This window comes from Bradyrhizobium sp. Rc3b, from assembly GCF_900114915.1.
Classification (GTDB): Bacteria; Pseudomonadota; Alphaproteobacteria; order Rhizobiales; family Xanthobacteraceae; genus Bradyrhizobium.
In genome coordinates this window covers 204,626-220,531 of record NZ_FOUS01000013.1, presented here as the reverse complement: position 1 = coordinate 220,531, position 15,906 = coordinate 204,626, and the positions used below count along the sequence as shown (strand labels likewise).

General features: G+C 64.2%; 15 protein-coding genes. 4 read left to right on the top strand and 11 right to left on the bottom strand.

From position 1 onward, the window contains the following. Positions 1 to 121: 121 nt before the first annotated feature. Entirely contained in the window at positions 122 to 922 is an 801-nt protein-coding gene (gene thiD / locus BM190_RS28870; RefSeq protein ID WP_092261116.1) for a bifunctional hydroxymethylpyrimidine kinase/phosphomethylpyrimidine kinase, read from the bottom strand. 353 nt (positions 923 to 1,275) lie between these two features. On the opposite strand from thiD, the gene BM190_RS28865 reads away from it, so the two are divergent. Continuing rightward, the gene (locus BM190_RS28865; RefSeq protein ID WP_183230190.1) at positions 1,276 to 3,219 is read left to right on the top strand and encodes a PAS domain S-box protein; all 1,944 of its coding nucleotides are present in this window, start codon (positions 1,276 to 1,278) and stop codon (positions 3,217 to 3,219) included. A 95-nt stretch (positions 3,220 to 3,314) separates the two neighbouring features. Further along, complete coding sequence (locus tag BM190_RS28860) at positions 3,315 to 3,560, top strand: Lrp/AsnC ligand binding domain-containing protein (protein ID WP_018317369.1); 246 nt, start codon at positions 3,315 to 3,317, stop codon at positions 3,558 to 3,560. A gap of 1 nt (position 3,561) precedes the next feature. Here the strand turns inward: BM190_RS28860 and BM190_RS28855 are convergent, their stop codons facing one another. Further along, positions 3,562 to 4,488, bottom strand: a complete 927-nt coding sequence (locus tag BM190_RS28855) for a cytochrome c (protein ID WP_092261111.1) — start codon at positions 4,486 to 4,488, stop codon at positions 3,562 to 3,564. 155 nt (positions 4,489 to 4,643) lie between these two features. Here BM190_RS28855 and BM190_RS28850 point away from each other — a divergent pair, with 155 nt between their 5' ends. Beyond that, positions 4,644 to 5,060, top strand: coding sequence for a CHRD domain-containing protein (locus BM190_RS28850; RefSeq protein WP_018317371.1), 417 nt, complete (start codon positions 4,644 to 4,646; stop codon positions 5,058 to 5,060). A 73-nt stretch (positions 5,061 to 5,133) separates the two neighbouring features. Here BM190_RS28850 and BM190_RS28845 read toward each other — a convergent pair whose 3' ends face one another. The 5 genes from BM190_RS28845 to BM190_RS28825 form a co-directional block, all read right to left on the bottom strand. Continuing rightward, positions 5,134 to 6,417 (bottom strand): cystathionine gamma-synthase family protein, encoded by a 1,284-nt coding sequence (locus BM190_RS28845; RefSeq protein ID WP_092261109.1) that lies wholly within the window; start codon positions 6,415 to 6,417, stop codon positions 5,134 to 5,136. Between the two features lie 305 nt (positions 6,418 to 6,722). Further along, positions 6,723 to 7,172 (bottom strand): cytochrome c, encoded by a 450-nt coding sequence (locus tag BM190_RS28840; protein WP_092261107.1) that lies wholly within the window; start codon positions 7,170 to 7,172, stop codon positions 6,723 to 6,725. Between the two features lie 94 nt (positions 7,173 to 7,266). Beyond that, complete coding sequence (locus tag BM190_RS28835) at positions 7,267 to 9,576, bottom strand: xanthine dehydrogenase family protein molybdopterin-binding subunit (RefSeq protein ID WP_092261103.1); 2,310 nt, start codon at positions 9,574 to 9,576, stop codon at positions 7,267 to 7,269. Positions 9,577 to 9,896: 320 nt separating this feature from the next. After that, positions 9,897 to 10,172, bottom strand: a complete 276-nt coding sequence (locus BM190_RS28830; protein ID WP_092261101.1) for a DUF1127 domain-containing protein — start codon at positions 10,170 to 10,172, stop codon at positions 9,897 to 9,899. A 173-nt stretch (positions 10,173 to 10,345) separates the two neighbouring features. After that, positions 10,346 to 10,639, bottom strand: a complete 294-nt coding sequence (locus BM190_RS28825; protein ID WP_244550759.1) for a hypothetical protein — start codon at positions 10,637 to 10,639, stop codon at positions 10,346 to 10,348. 234 nt (positions 10,640 to 10,873) lie between these two features. On the opposite strand from BM190_RS28825, the gene BM190_RS39820 reads away from it, so the two are divergent. Beyond that, the gene (locus BM190_RS39820; protein WP_177237325.1) at positions 10,874 to 11,023 is read left to right on the top strand and encodes a hypothetical protein; all 150 of its coding nucleotides are present in this window, start codon (positions 10,874 to 10,876) and stop codon (positions 11,021 to 11,023) included. Positions 11,024 to 11,227: 204 nt separating this feature from the next. On the opposite strand, the gene BM190_RS28820 is transcribed toward BM190_RS39820, so the two are convergent. The 4 genes from BM190_RS28820 to BM190_RS28805 form a co-directional block, all read right to left on the bottom strand. Next, positions 11,228 to 11,683, bottom strand: coding sequence for a DoxX family protein (locus BM190_RS28820; protein ID WP_092261218.1), 456 nt, complete (start codon positions 11,681 to 11,683; stop codon positions 11,228 to 11,230). 220 nt (positions 11,684 to 11,903) lie between these two features. Further along, a complete protein-coding gene (gene murJ / locus BM190_RS28815; RefSeq protein ID WP_092261100.1) occupies positions 11,904 to 13,430 on the bottom strand; it encodes a murein biosynthesis integral membrane protein MurJ in 1,527 nt (508 codons plus the stop codon). Between the two features lie 256 nt (positions 13,431 to 13,686). Continuing rightward, a complete protein-coding gene (locus tag BM190_RS28810) occupies positions 13,687 to 14,874 on the bottom strand; it encodes a DegT/DnrJ/EryC1/StrS family aminotransferase (protein WP_283806128.1) in 1,188 nt (395 codons plus the stop codon). An 11-nt stretch (positions 14,875 to 14,885) separates the two neighbouring features. Further along, complete coding sequence (locus BM190_RS28805) at positions 14,886 to 15,890, bottom strand: Gfo/Idh/MocA family protein (protein ID WP_018317380.1); 1,005 nt, start codon at positions 15,888 to 15,890, stop codon at positions 14,886 to 14,888. Positions 15,891 to 15,906 lie beyond the last annotated feature (16 nt).

The window sequence follows — 15,906 nt, the reverse complement described above, 5'->3', positions numbered from 1 at the left end:
GACAATCAGGCGACATGGCGCCGCAGGGGGCCGCAGCAATCCTCCCCTCCCCTGGAGGGGGAACTACCCACACGAGCAGCGCTGAACAGACGAACGCCTGCGCTCCCGCTGGCCGCCCGCCTCAGTAGAACTTGTGGAAATGATGGACCGGGCCGTGGCCACGACCGACGCTGAAGCGGTCAGCGGCTGCGATGGCCGCGCTGATCCAGGTCTTGGAGTTGCGCACGGCAAGCTCCAGACCTTCGCCCTTGGCGAGCCCCGCCGCGACCGCCGAGGACAGCGAGCAGCCGGTGCCATGGGTGTTGCGTGTGGCAACGCGCGGCGCCGCAAGCGCGATCGTGCTTTCGGACGTGACGAGATAGTCGGTGCTCTCGGCGCCCTCGCCGTGTCCGCCCTTGATCAGGACCGCACCGCAGCCGAGCGCCAGCAGGCGATGCCCCTGGGTTTCGATCTCGGCCTCGCTTGCCGCGACCGGCTCGTCGAGCAGAGCCGCGGCCTCCGGCAGATTGGGCGTGATCACCGACGCCAGCGGTATCAGTTTTGTGCGGAGCGCGTCGACGGCCTCGGATGCCAGCAGGCGGTCGCCGGAGGTCGCCACCATCACGGGATCGAGCACGACGTGCCCCGGCGCCAAGCGCGACAGCGCGGCCGCGATCGCATCGATACTGGCGACCTGGGCCACCATGCCGATCTTCACCGCGCCAATGTCGAGATCGGAAAACACCGCATCGATCTGCGCGGTGACGAACTCGGCCGGCACCGCATGAATGCCGGTGACGCCGCGCGTGTTCTGCGCGGTCAAGGCCGTAATGACGGACGCGCCGTAGACGCCGAGCGCGGCAAACGTCTTCAGGTCGGCCTGGATGCCGGCGCCGCCGCTCGAATCGGAGCCGGCGATGGTGAGTGCGACCGGGGTCGTCATCGCCGGACACCTTTGCTGGATACAGACACCGCCATGGCCTGTCCTAGCGCGGCCGTGGAACACCGGCAAGCGCGCCGAGCCGCGGCCGATAGTGATTCGCGACGCCGTGCATTCCCTGCGAATCAGGCAAACAGCGGGCCGGCTCGCCCCGCAATCGTGCGGACTTGAAAATGCAACCGCGCCGGACCCTTGGTATAGTCTCGAACCTCACCTGCTTCGCCGAAGAGCGCGAGGTGAGAGTGGAACTGTCCAGCGACACCCATGTTGCGGGCTCCCGGCCCGCAAGCCGCTTGGAACGGAATCTTGGGGTGGGAATGATGTGGGCCTTTTTTGAACGTCTTCTCGACTCGTCCATGCTGTCGCCGCACGGCATCTGCCTGTTGTGGGAGCCTGAGCTGATCTGGCTTCACGTCGTTTCCGACGCCTGCATCGCCGCCGCCTATTTTTCGATTCCGTTTGCCCTTGCGATCCTGGTCACCAAGCGGCGCGACCTCAAGTTCGGCTGGGTCTATTGGGCCTTCGCGATTTTCATCATGGCGTGCGGCCTCACCCATGTGCTGTCGATCTACACGCTCTGGGTCCCGGTCTATGGCATCGAGGGCATGGTCAAGGCGGCGACCGCGGTGGCGTCCGTGGTCACGGCTGGCGCGCTCTGGCCGCTGTTGCCGAAGATCCTGACGATCCCCTCGCCGTTCGAGCTGCGGCAGGTCCAGGCCGCGCTCGAGGAGGAGGAGATCAAGAGCCGGGACGCGACGCTGCTGCTCAAGCAGGTCAGCGACGCCCAGCGCGCGATGCGCGAGAGCGTGGCGCGCCTCACCGCGATCGTCGAGACCGCGGTCGACGGGGTCATCCTGCTCGACGCGCAGGACCATATTCTGCTGTTCAATCCGGCCTGCGAGCGCTTGTTCGGCTACTCCGCCGACGAGGTCATGGGCCGGAACGTCAGGATGCTGATGCCCGAGGCGGGCACCGCGCCCGACAGCCACGCAAGGCTTTTCGCGACCGCCGGCGAGGCCATCGGCCTGCGCAAGGACGGTTCGACCTTTCCGATGGACGTGTCGGTCGGCCGGACTCGGCAGGACGGCGAATTGATCTTCGTCGGCATCGTCCACGACCTGACCGCGCGCAAGCTGACCGAGCAGCAGCTCCAGCAGGCGCAGAAGATGGAGACGGTCGGTCAGCTCTCCGGCGGCATCGCCCATGACTTCAACAACCTGCTCACCGTCATCATCGGCAACGCCGAGCATCTGAGCGAGCAGCTCAAGGCGAGGCCCGACCTGCGCCGCTTTTCCGAGGACATCTGCCAGTCGGGCGAACGGGGCGCCGAGCTGACGCAGCGCCTGCTCGCATTCAGTCGCCGCCAGTTGCTGCAGCCCCAGACGATCGATTGCCGCGGCCTGCTCGAGTCCATGTTCAAGCTGCTCAAGCGCACCTTGCGCGAGGACATCGAGATCAGGACGGCTTCCAGGCCCGGCACGATCGTGGCCTTCGCGGATCGGGCCCAGCTCGAATCCGCCGTGCTCAACCTTGCGCTCAATGCGCAGGATGCCATGCCGGCCGGTGGTCATCTGACCCTGAGCACGGAGTTGACGACACTCGACGACGACTATCGCGCCCTTCACCCCGAAGTCGCATCCGGCAGCTATGTGTTGATCTCGATCACCGACGACGGCGAAGGCATGACGCCGGACGTCACCCGGCGCGTGTTCGAGCCGTTCTTCACCACCAAGGAGGTCGGCAAGGGCTCGGGCCTCGGCCTCAGCATGGTCTATGGTTTCGCCAAGCAATCCAATGGCCATGTCACGATCTACAGCGAGCCGGGCCTTGGGACGACGGTCCGGATCTATTTGCCGCGCGCGGACATCGGACCATCGCACACCGAGCTTTCCGATGGCGAGGACGCAGCGCCGCGAGGATATGAGACGATCCTGATCGCCGAGGACGATCCGTTCGTTCGCTCCTCCGCCATTCGCAGGGTCGAAGCTCTCGGATATCGCGTCGTTGCCGCAGTCAACGGCAAGGAGGCGTTGCAGCAGCTGCGTACCGAGCCCGGTATCGACATGCTGTTCACCGACATCGTAATGCCCGGCGGCATGAGCGGCTGGGAGCTCGCCGACCAGGCGCGGCGGATTCGTCCCGGTCTGCCGGTCCTGTTCACCTCGGGCTACGCGCTGGAGACCCTGGTCGAGCAGGGCCACGCGCATGCGCAGGCGATCGTGCTGACCAAGCCCTATCGCAAGGTCGAGCTCGCGCAGCGGCTCAGAGACGCATTCGCCGCGGCCGTGGTGACGTCCTAAACTAGGGACCGGCATCTGGCGGCCGGCAAGTCCGCTTGCTAAATCGGGCCGGGTTTGGCCTATTAGCCGTCAGATACGCTTTCGGAGTGCCCGCGATGGTTCCCTTTTTCGTCCAGATCAAATGCAAGCTCGGTCAGTCCTATACGGTCGCCAATGCGCTTGCCGAAGCCGAGATCGCGTCCGAGATCTACTCCACGGCCGGCCAATATGACCTCCTGGTGAAATTCTACGTCGACAAGGACACCGATATCGGCCATTTCGTCAACGAGAAGGTGCAGGTGCTGCCGGGCATCCAGGACACCCTCACCATCATCACCTTCAAGGCGTTCGGCGCCAGCTGAGCTAGCCAGCTTCCTTGCGCTTGGGCCGCGGCGGACCCTCGACCGGCGGCAGCGATTTGAGATAGTCCGCCATCGCCGCAATATCCGCGTCGGACAATTGCGAGATGTTCTTGATCACCCGCCTCATCGCGCCGCCGACGCTGTCGCCGTCGGGCAAGTCGCCGGTCTTGAGCAAATCGGCGATATCCTTGGCGCTCCACTCGCCGAGGCGCTTCTGGGTGATGTTGGGGACCCACCCCTCGCCTTCCGGATTGGGCCCGCCGGCAAAGCGCTCGCCCGAGATGATGCCGCCAAGCGCGTTGCGCGGGCTGTGGCATTCGGCGCAATGGCCAAAACTGTTGACTAGATAGGCGCCGCGATTGAATTGCGGCGACTTGGTGCCGTCAGCGACGAAGCGCTTGCCGTCCATGAACAGCAATTTCCAGATGCCGACATTGCGCCGGATATCGAAGGGAAACGGGATATCATGGTCACGCACCTTGCCGGCAACAGACGGCAGCGTCTTCAGATAGGCGAAGAGATCGAGCACGTCCTCGCGCCTTGCGTGCTGATAGGACGTATAGGGAAAGGCAGGAAAATAATGCTGCCCGTTTGGCGAAACCCCGTGCATCACCGCGTTGACGAAGTCGGCGTCGGTCCATTTGCCGATGCCGTCGTTCGGATCGGGAGAGATGTTCGGCGCGTAGAACGTTCCGAACGGCGACTTGATCGCGAGGCCGCCACCGAGCTTGACACGGTCGGGCTGGTCCGGAGTGGCATGGCAGGACGCGCAGCCCCCGGCGTTGAACATGGCCTCGCCGTTGGCAAGGTTTGCCACGTGGGCCGGCGCATTGCCCGCGGCCGCCACCACTGGCGCGCTGAGCCACCAATAGACCACGGCAGCAGTGACCGCGGCGAGCAGCCCCACGAGAATTGTTCGTTGCAACATGCGGATCCATTCACTCGTCGTCGCGAACCTAAGACTGATGCCGTCGCAACCCCAACCACGAAGAATTTAGCCAGCCCCGGCCGGAAACGGGAATAAACTGAAACGCCGGCTGTTGAAAGTTTGGCAGCCCGAACGGGCTCAGCAGGGAGAATGTCATGAACAAGACCGTCATTGCCGCCTTAGCGCTCGGTGCCGTTGCTTTTGCCGGCCCGGCCAGCGCCGAAAAGCTGAAAGCAACGCTCGACGGCAAATCCGAGGTGCCGGCAACGACCACCAGCGGCACCGGAACCGCCGATCTGGACTATGATGCCGCCAGCAAGAAGCTGTCGTGGACCGTCACTTATTCCGGGCTCTCCGGCCCCGCCACCGCCGCGCATTTCCACGGCCCGGCCGAGGCCGGCAAGAACGCAGGCGTGGCCGTTGCGATCCCGAATGCGGCCGCGAGCCCCGTCAAGGGCGAAGCGACGCTCACCGACGCGCAGGCCGCCGATCTGCTCGGCGGCAAGCTCTACATCAACATCCACACCGCGGCGAACCCGGGCGGCGAGATCCGCGGCCAGGTGACGAAGTAAGCCGCGACGCTGCTTCGTTGCGTGAAGGCCGGGCGCGGGAGGGGCGTCCGGCCTTTTCGATTCCGGCCGCGCCTTAAGCCGCGTTCAGCGCCTGCGTGAGGTCGGCAATCAGGTCGGAGGGATTCTCGATGCCGATCGACAGCCGGATCGTGGAATCGAGCACGCCGATTTTCCGGCGGATGTCGGCGGGAACGCCGGAATGGGTCATGGTCGCAGGCAGGCTGGCGAGCGATTCCGTGCCGCCGAGGCTGACCGCCAGCTTGAGGATCTGCAGCGCGTTGAGGAATTTGACCGCAGCGTCCTTGCCGCCGACGATGTCGAACGAGAAGGTGGATCCCGCCCCCAGGCATTGCCGCGCGAACACACGCCCGGCCGGCGAGGCCTCCTCGTGATGACCGAGATAGTGGACCTTGGCCACCTTGGGGTGATCGCGCAAATAATCCGCCACGAGGCGCGCATTCGCATCGGCTTTTTCCATACGCAGGCTCAGAGTCTCGAGCGAGCGGTTGATCATCCAGCAGGAATGCGGATCGAGCTGGGTGCCGATGGCGCCGCGGAGCGCCTTGATGCCTTTCATCAGCGCCTTCGAGCCGAGCGCGGCGCCCGCGATCAGGTCGGAATGACCACCGACGTACTTCGTGAGCGAGTAGAGGGAAATGTCGGCGCCGTGCTCGATCGGCCGCTGAAACACCGGTCCGAGCAGCGTGTTGTCGCAGGCGATGATCGGCGTGTGTCCCTGGGCCTTGCCGATAGCGTCGGCGATGCGGCGGATCATGGCGACATCGACCAGGCCGTTGGTCGGGTTGGCCGGGGTCTCGATCAGGATCATCGAAACGCGGCCCTTGGCCATGGCCTCCTCCGAGGCCTGCTTGACGGCGGCTTCGTCGATCCCGTCGGCAAAGCCGACGGCGCCGATCGACAGGCGGGCCAGCGTGTTCGTCAGCAGCGTTTCCGTCCCGCCATAGAGCGGCTGCGAGTGCAGGATGACGTCGCCCGGGCGAACGAAAGCCAGGATCGTGGTGGCGATGGCCGCCATGCCGGACGAGAACAGCGCGCAGCTCTCGGTGCGCTCGTAGATCGAGAGCCTGTCCTCGACGATCTCGCTGTTGGGATGGTTGAAGCGCGAATAGACCAGACCCGCACCCATGCCTTCCGGCGGCTCGCGCCGACCGGCGACGAAATCGAAAAAGTCCTGCCCGTCATCGGCTGTCCTAAACACGAAGGTAGAGGTCAGGAACACCGGCGGCTTGATGGCACCTTCCGACAGTTGCGGATCATAGCCATAGGTCAGCATCAGCGTTTCAGGGTGCAGCATGTGATTGCCGATGTGGGTCTTCGACGGAAACGGTTTTGCCATGGCCTGTCTCGCTGTTGATTGGGGTCTTCGCCGCGCGTTGGAACTCCTGATGTGATGAGGCAGTCGGGAAAGAGGTGCGCCTCGTCGCATCAACGCCACGGCCGTTGGCTCGAAGATAGCTGCTCCGGCAGCGATCCGTCAGACCTTGCGCACAGAAAAAGGGCGGTCGCTATCGCAACCGCCCTTCATAATTCCAATGCAGTATGTAGCCCGGACGAGCGAAGCGACATCCGGGACAGACTATCAACTCGGCTGGACTCCCCGGATATCGCTTCGCTCATCCGGGCAAGGGACTCTGTAACCCGCTATTTCAACTTCACCCGATAGGTCTCGTGGCAATCGTTGCAGCGATCATTGATCGCGGTATAGGCCGCCTTCAGGCTCGCGACGTCGGTAATCTTGCCTTTGGCGTCGGTGATCGCCTTCTGCACCGGAGGAATCTTGGAGTCGAAATCGGCCTTGTTCTGCCAGACCTTTTGCGAGGCACCGTACGTCGCGTTCACCACGTCCTGCTTGGGATTGACCTCGAAGGTCTTGGCGATCTTGGCGACGTCGGCCTCGATGCTGGCAATGGCCTGATCGGCAGCCTTCCGGTCGAAGGGGATTTCGCCCTTCGTCATCTTCTGGATGACGCCATACTGGTTCTTGGCGATCGAGCGCATCAGATTGTCCTGCTGGACGGCAATCTCCTGTTGCGCCATCACGGCGCCGGCCCCCAGCAAAAGGGTGCCCGCGACAATCATCGTTCTTTTCATTGGCTAACGTCTCCGGCTCGCAGAGGTGAGGATGGGCCCATCCATGGATAGAACCCCGCAGCGGGCGTTTATTCCCGCCGCGGAAGAATCCCGCCTAGAGGCTGTGGCGGCGATGGTGCTCGCTGATGGCGATCCACACCCGCTCGGGGGTCGCGGGCATGTCGATGTGGTCGATCTTGTACTCGCGCCAGAGGGCGTCGACGATGGCGTTGACGACGGCCGGACAGGAGCCGATTGCGCCGGCTTCGCCCGCCCCCTTCACGCCCAACGGATTGGTCTTGCAGGGCACGTTGGCGGTCTCGAACACGAAAGCCGGCCCGTCCGCCGCGCGCGGCAGCGCGTAGTCCATGAAGGTCGCGGTGATGAGCTGGCCGTCATTGGGCCCATAGACCACCTGCTCCATCAGCGCCTGGCCGATGCCCTGCATGGCGCCGCCATGCACCTGGCCGGCCAGCAGCAGCGGGTTGAGCGTCTTGCCGAAATCGTCGACGATCACGTAGTTGACGATTCTGATGATGCCGGTGGCAGGATCGATCTCGACCTCCGCCAGATGCGTCCCGTTCGGGTAAGTGCCGTCGGCACTGGCGAAGGTCGCGCTGCCGTTCAGCTTCGACGGATCGGCGCCGGGCCGCTTGGCAAGGTCGGCGAAGGAGATCGAGCGGTCAGTGCCGGCGATCCGGATCACGCCATCGGTGATCTCGAGGTCGCCCGCACTTGCTTCCAGCGCTTGCGCGGAAAGCTCCTTCAGCTTCTTGCCGAGATCGCCCGCAGCACGCTCCACGCAGACGCCGCCGGTGGGAATCGAGGCCGAGCCGCCGGTGCCGAGGCCGGTCGCGATCTCGTCGGTGTCGCCCTGACGGATATGCACCCGCTCCGGCGGCAGGCCGAACTGCTCGGCGACGATCTGCGCATAGGCGGTCTGATGGCCCTGCCCGCTCGATTGCGTGCCGATCAGCACGGTGACGTCGCCACTGGGATCGAGACGGACGTTGGCCGTCTCCTCACCCATCACGCCGCAGATCTCGACGTAGCTCGCAAGACCGATGCCGCGGATTAGCCCGTTCTTCTTGGCCGTCTTGGCGCGCTTGCCAAATTCCTTCCACTCGGCGATCTCCATCGCGCGCTTGAGATGCGCGGCGAAATCGCCGGAATCATAGACCTTGCCCGTCGCGGTCTTGTAAGGCAGCGCCTTCGGCGGAATGAAATTCTTGCGACGGATGGCATCGGGCGTCATGTCGAGCCTTCGCGCGCAGGCGTCGACGAGACGTTCGATGACGTAGGCCGCCTCCGGCCGCCCGGCGCCGCGATAGGCATCGACCGGCACGCTGTGCGTGAAGATGGTGCGCACCCGGCAGTGGAAGGCCTGGATGTCGTAGAGGCCCGGCAGCATGCCCGCGCCGCCATGCGGGATGTAGGGGCCGAAAGTCGACAGATACGCGCCCATGTCGCCCATCAGGTCGCAGTCCATCGCGAGGAACTTGCCGTCCTCGGCCAGCGCCATCTTCGCAGTGGTGACGTTGTCGCGGCCCTGCGCATCGCCCAGGAAATGCTCGGAGCGATCTGCCGCCCACTTCACCGCCTTCTTCAGTTTTCGCGCGGCGACCGCCATCAGGGCGTATTCCCGATACGGAAACAGCTTCGTGCCGAAGCCGCCGCCGACATCGGGGCAGATCACCCGCATCTTGTCGGTGGGGATGTTGAGCACGTTCTGACAGAGGATGTCGCGCAGGCGATGGCTGCCCTGGCTGCCGATCGTCAGTGTCAGATGGTCGCGCTTGGCGTCATATTCGCAGACCGCTGCGCGCGTTTCCAGGAAGCTGGCAACCACGCGCGGATTGACGATGGCAATCTCGGCGACCGCATGCGCCTTGGCGAAAGCAGCTTCCGTCGCCGCCTTGTCGCCGATCGAGACGTCGAACAGCACGTTGCCGGCCTTGTCCGGCCAGACCTGCGGCGCGCCTTTCTTCACGGCATTGACGACGCCGGTCACAGCCGGGAGCTGGCTCCATTTGACCTCGATCGCCTCGATCGCATCGCGCGCCTGGTCGATGGTCTCAGCGACGACAAAGGCGACGGCATCGCCGACGTGGCGCACCTCGTCCTTGGCCAGGATCGGGTATGGCGGGCCGGTGAACGGATCGGTTTCGAGGTTGAACAGGCAGGGCAGATTGCCGAGATCCTTGACGTCATCGGCGGTCAGGATCAGCGCGACCCCGGGCAGCCCGCGGGCGCGGCTCACATCGATGGTGTATTTGGCATGCGCATGCGGCGAGCGCAGCATCAGGCAGCGCAGCGCAGCCTGCGGCGCGTAATCGTCGGTATAGCGGCCCTTGCCGCGGATGAGCGCGTCATCCTCCTTGCGCAGCACGCTTTGGCCAACGCCGAACTTGATGGGAGCCGCCATTTTATCTTCCCGTTCTCATGGTTGTTTTGCCGGGCATATTGCCGTGGAAAAACCGGCAAGGCAAACGGCTTTAGGCGGGCACGAGCCGCGAAGAACCACCTCGTCGGTCAGAGCGGGGAGGGGCCGGCAGGCCGCAGTCCGGTCATTTCCGTGTGAAGATTGATGGTCCCTCGGGCGGCCTCGGCGCACATGGTCCCGGCCAGGCGGCACGACGGCAGGATCGTTACCGAACTTGCACCGCAACGCGCGCCTGAAAACAAGCAGTGGTGCTTACCGCCGCTTGTTCGCAAAGCGCGTGTCCACGTCGCGTGGTTGATCATTTACATCCCACCGCGGCCCCACAGAGTCCTCGTGCTATCTCTCAGTCTGTCAATGGCGCGTTCAGGCGCGATGCAATCGATATCGCCGCGCGTCAGACCGATATCGATCAGCTCCCTGTCGCTGAGGTCCTGCAAGGTGACCCGTGCGCGCGGGAGCCGCTCCTGAAACGCCCGCCAAAATCGCCTGAGCAGGCTCAGGACGATGGAGAGGTCGGGGCCGCGCCTTGCGGCATCGACCTCAATTTCGGGTGAGATGTTCGTCAGTTGTGGTGGCATCGGACGCTCCTGCTGTTGGGCCGGCAGGGAGCGAGGCCAAAGAAAAGGCCCCGTCCGATGCCGGCGGGGCCTGGTGGAAAAGATGTCGTCGTCGAATTGCTAGCGCACGACTCCTTCCACGGCCCAGCCGAAGCGGGTCATGTGGTTGCGGTTGACGGTGCGCGAGCATTTAATCATGCAGCGCGTATAGCACGCCGATCGCGCAAAATCAAGAGATGTGCCGATGTCCGTTGCACCCTGGGGGCGAGCACCTGCTTGCCTAGCCGCGCTCGAGCGAGACAAGCCAGCTGCGGCCAACAGGATGAGATCGCGAGAGCATGGACAATCGTGCCGCCAACGGCGAGCAGGACGAGTGTCAACTCGTCATGGAAATGCAGCGAGGCGAAAGCTGAACCGCTGAAGCGCGCAATTAGCCAGAACGATGCGGCGAGGATGATCCCGGTCAGCAGGAATTTGGCGAGCGACATCAGCTAGGCACGGTCAAGCACGAGAAAGCCGCGCCGCGCGGCAAAGAAGAGCACCAGCAGCAGAATGGTCCAGCTTCCCGGCGTACACTCAGACGCCGTGCTTAGGCGTGTCATGGCGAGCTAACGGTTCTTCCGAGTGTTTCAGCATCTTGCCACTTTTAGGAGGACTTGTCGGGTGGGTTCAGATCGGCAACACTGCTTGGATTTCCAGTAATTGCTTTGATGGGTGTCCTCATGCCCGAAACATTGGAAATCCTGTTGTGGTGTGCCGCGCTCGCGACGTGGCTGATGCTTTCCTTCAGGATAATAAGCGAGCGCCTGAAGCCGCTCTCAAATCTCGTCAGCCATCTGCTCGAAGTTGCTTTCAGGCACAAGGCGAAGTGACGTAGTAACGGCCGCAAAGGCACGGCTTGGCAGCTGCCGAGCTGGCACAGCTGCGCCTCGCGTTGATGGCGTCAAGACGAACGGACCAAGCGCGGCACATCGTGCGGCTGCAACCTCTCGCAACCCTACTGGGGCCGACGATGCTCACTCGAAGCAAGTTATTGGCTATCAGGCTGAGGAAACGGCTGAAACGAACAACGCTGCTTAGCCTGCCAGCCTCCGATCGAGGGAGAACCGGCCTCCTCCAGTGACCAGGATCAACAGAGCGCCTCCTGATATCGAGATGTTCTTCAGGAAATTATTGTACTGCCCGATCTGTTGCGGACCGGCGGGATATTCCCAGTAACGATGTGCGATTGCAGTCGCCGACAATACAAACAGAAAGATCAAAATTGCGCAGTAGCGCGTACCAATTCCGAGTATCAAACCAACCGATATTAGTATTTCCAGAATGACGGTGGTCGTCGTAAACAGCTGCGGCACTGGAAGGTTGAGCGACCGAAAATAGCCCACTGAGCCACTGAAGTTGGAAAGTGCTCCATACACGCTTCCAACAAACACCCATGCAAGCAGGATGCGGCCGATCAGGATCAGCAGGTCGGCATTGCTGGTGGCGAACTGGTCGATCCGAGATGTGGACCAGGGAGAGCGAAATGACATGGTCACTGCCTCATCGCGTTGCTACCTGAGGACGGTACCTGAATATCGTATCACGATTGACGAACCGCATGAAGGCCGCCCCGCGGGGCATGACGCACTGTAGACCCCTGGAGCATCCGAGGCCCAACAAACGGTCCATCCGCTCACGGCGTTGGCCGCGTTCAAAGAGATTCTTCGGCGCGGTGACGGCGGGCTAGGCGTGTTGGCTTTCGGCACACGCCTAGCCGCGCACCAGCGAGACCAACCAGCTGCGGCCGAACAGGATGAGGATCGCAAGCGCGTAGACGATCGTGCCACCGACGGCCAGTAGGACCAGCGTCAACTCGTCGTGGAAGCGCATCGAGGCGAGAGCTGAAGCGCTGAAGTGCGCGATCAGCCAGAAGGCGGCGGCGAGAATGATCCCTGTCAGCAGGAATTTGGCCAGCGACATCAGCCAGGCGCGGTCGAGCACGAGAAAGCCGCGCCGCACGGCGAAGAACAGCACCAGCAACAGATTGGTCCAGACGCCGATGGCGGTCGCAAGCGCAAGGCCGATCTGGGCCAGCGATCCCATCAAAGCAACCTTCAGCGCGACGTTGACGGCGATGCCGGTCAGCGACGCCCGCACCGGCGTCGCCGTATCCTTGCGCGCATAGAAGGTCGCAACCGCGCTGCGGATCAGCACGAACGGGATCAGGCCGATGGCGTAGGCCGCGAGCGTGCCGCCGGCGGCGACCGCGTCGGCCTTGGAGAACGCGCCGCGCGCGAACAGCGCGCGCATGATCTCGTCGGGCACGGTGAGGAACGCGGCCACGAACGGGACCGAGAACAGCAGCGTGAAATCGAAAGCGCGGCGTTGCGCCTTCATCGCACCGTCATGGTCGTTGGCGGTGATCCGCCGCGACATCTCCGGCAGCAGCACGGTGCCGATGGCGATGCCGATGACGCCAATGGGGAGCTGGTTGAGCCGATCGGCGTAATAGAGCGCCGACAGCGCGCCGGCCGGCAGGAAGGTCGCGATGATGGTGTCGGCGAACAGCGCCACCTGCGTGCCCATCGAGCCCAGCGTCGCGGGGCCGAGTGCCTTGAAGAAGCCGCGGACGTCCTCGTCGAGCTTGAGCGGCGCAAATCGCGGCAGGCCGCCATGGCGAGCGAGATCGCCGGCGAGCAGGAAATATTGCAGGAAGCCGGAGATCAGGACGCCCCAGGCCGCGGCGTGGCCCGCGCTCGGAAACCAGACGGCGACCGCCAGCGTCATCATCATCGAAACGTTCAGGAAGATCGAGGCGGCCGCGGCGCTGGCAAAGCGCTGCATCACGTTGAGCATGCCGCCGTAGAGCGTCACCAGCGTGATCAGCAGGAGATAGGGAAAGGTGATCCGGGTCAGCTCGATCGCGAGCTTGCGCTGCTCGGCGTCCTCAGAAAAGCCCGGCGCCAGGATGCTCATGGCCTGCGGCATGAACAGCCAGGCGACGATCAGCAGCACCACCTGCGAGGCCAGCAGCAGCGTGAAGATGCGGTCGGCGAACAGGCGCGCCGCCGCCGCGCCCTTTTCGCCATGGACATGCGCATAGGCCGGCACCCAGGCGGCGTTGAAGGCGCCCTCGGCGAAGATCGCGCGAAAATGATTGGGCAGCCGGAGGGCGACGAAAAAGGCGTCGGCCACGGGGCCGGCGCCGAGGATCGCCGCGAGCATGATGTCGCGGGCAAACCCCGTCAGCCGCGAGAGCAGCGTGTAACCACCGACCGTGAAGATGCGTCCGAGCATGCGTCTGTTTTAGAGACTAATCAGCCTAACGATAAGGCTTTGAAGTTTGACGTGATCAAAAAAGACGGGCGCTCGGCCTGCGATGCGCATTGCCGTGCCCTTTCCCCTTGTGGGAGAGGGCAGCGACGCTGGTAGATGCAAACTCAATCGGGTGAGGGGTATCTCTCAGCGCATACCGTGTGGAGAGAGAGACCCCTCACCCGTCTCGCCGCTATGCGGCGAGCCACCCTCTCCCACAGGGGGAGAGGGTAAGCGATCAGCCCGCAATCGCGCCGCGGACGGCGGCGATGATTCGCTCCTGATCGGCTTCGGTCAGATAGGCGTGCATCGGCAGGCTGATGACGTCCTGCGACAGGCTCTCGCAACCGGGCAGGCCGCCCTCGGCGACCGGATATTGCTTGTAGGCGGTCTGCTGATGCATCGACTTGCCGTAATAGATCGCGGTCGGCACGCCCTGGGCTTTCAGCGCGGCAGCGAAGCCGTCGCGGTCGGTGCCCTCAGGGAGGCGGATCGTGTACTGCGCCCAGACCGAGGTGTTGCCGGGTGCCAGGCGCGGCACGGTGACGACGTTGCTCAGGCCCCGCGCGTAGCGCTCGGCGACCTTGTTGCGGGCGGCGATCTCGTCGTCGAAGATCTTCAGCTTCTCGATGAGGATCGCGGCCTGCATGGTGTCGAGCCGGCCGGTCAGGCCGAGGCGGACGTTGTCGTACTTGTCGACGCCCTGCCCGTGCACGCGGATGCTGCGCAAGGTGGCCGCGAGATCGTCGTCATCGGTGAAGATCGCGCCGCCGTCGCCGAAGCAGCCGAGCGGCTTTGCGGGGAAAAAGCTGGTCGTGGTGGCGAGCCCGAAGGTGCCGAGCTTGCGGCCCCTGTAGCTCGCACCAAACCCTTGCGCGGCGTCGTCGATCACGAACAGGCCTTCGGCCCTGGCGATCTCGGCGATGGCATCGTGGTCGGCGGGCTGGCCGAACAGATCGACCGGAATGACCGCAACCGGCTTCAGGCCGGCCTTGCGGGCGGTTGCGATGCCGCGCTTGAGCGACTCCGGGCTCATGTTGAAGGTCGTCTCGTCGACATCGACGTAGACAGGGGTCGCGCCCATCCGGGCCGCCGGCGACGCGGTCGCGATGAAGGTGAAGGACGGACACAGCACGGCATCGCCGGGACCGACGTTCTTTGCCATCAGCACCATGAGAAGTGCGTCGGTGCCGCTGGCGCAGCCGATCACGTGCTTGGCACCGCTATAAGTCGCGAGCTGCTTCTCGAGCTCGGCGACTTCAGGGCCATTGACGAACTGGCAGTGGTCGAGAACGCGCTTGACCGCGGCATCCAGCGAAGCGCCGAGCCGGCGGCGCTGCGAGGCGACGTCGATGAAGGGAATGGGTTCGGAACGCAGATGCTGGTTCATGACCTGGCTCTTGGCGCCTTCTTGAATGGTCGACATGGATGAAGGGTTCAGCCGGCGACGCGGCGCGGGCCCTTGAGGGCGGGCGATTTGGCCGCGGGCCGCGACGGCGTCTCCAGGCACTGCGTCGCGATCTCGAGGCTGGCGACGCCTTCGTCGCCGGTGACCGCCGGCGTCTCGCCGTTGCGCACCGCCTTGAGGAACGCGATCAGCTCGGCACGGAGCGGCTCGTCATGTCCGACCGGCAGATGCCGCATCGAGTAGCTGCCGTCCGGCTTGAAGCCGAAGCACTCGGTGACCTGGCGCGTGAGCAGATCGCCCATCACGTATTTGCCGCGCGTCGCGACCGTGACGCTGCGCGCCTTGAACGGCGTCAGCCAGTTGGTGTTGATGTGGGCGAGCACGCCGCTCTCGGTGCGGAACTGTAGCAGCGCGATGTCCTCGCGCTCGGCGACCGCGCTCGACAATTGCGGCTGCACCTCGACGATGTCGGATTCGGTGAACCAGCGGATCAGGTCGATGTCGTGCACGGCGAGGTCGATGACGACGCCGACATTGGACATGCGCGGCGGGAACGGGCCGACGCGCGTGATCGCGATGGAAAGAATGTCTTCGCCAGCGATCGCCTGCTTGACGGCGGCAACCGCCGGATTGAAGCGCTCGACATGGCCGACCATCAGCGTGACGCCGGCCTTTTGCGCGGCAGCGACGATCTCGCGGCCCTCCTCCACCGTGGATGCGATCGGCTTCTCGACCAGAACATGAATGTTCCTGGCGATGCAGGCGAGCGCGACCTCGTGATGCAGATGGGTGGGAGCTGCGATGGTGACGGCGTCGACGCCTTCGGCGAAGAGCTGGTCGAGCGTCTCGAAGCTTGCGCAATTGGCAAGTTCCGTCGCGCGTGTGCGATGTGCCGGCGAAGGATCGACGACGCCGACGAGGCTGACGCCGGGAAGACCCGCAAGCACGCGCGCGTGGTTGCTCCCCATCACGCCAGCGCCAATGACGCCGACGCGCAAGCCGGCCTTTGCCGGTGCAGACCCTTTGGAACTCATCTGAGTAAACCCCGAT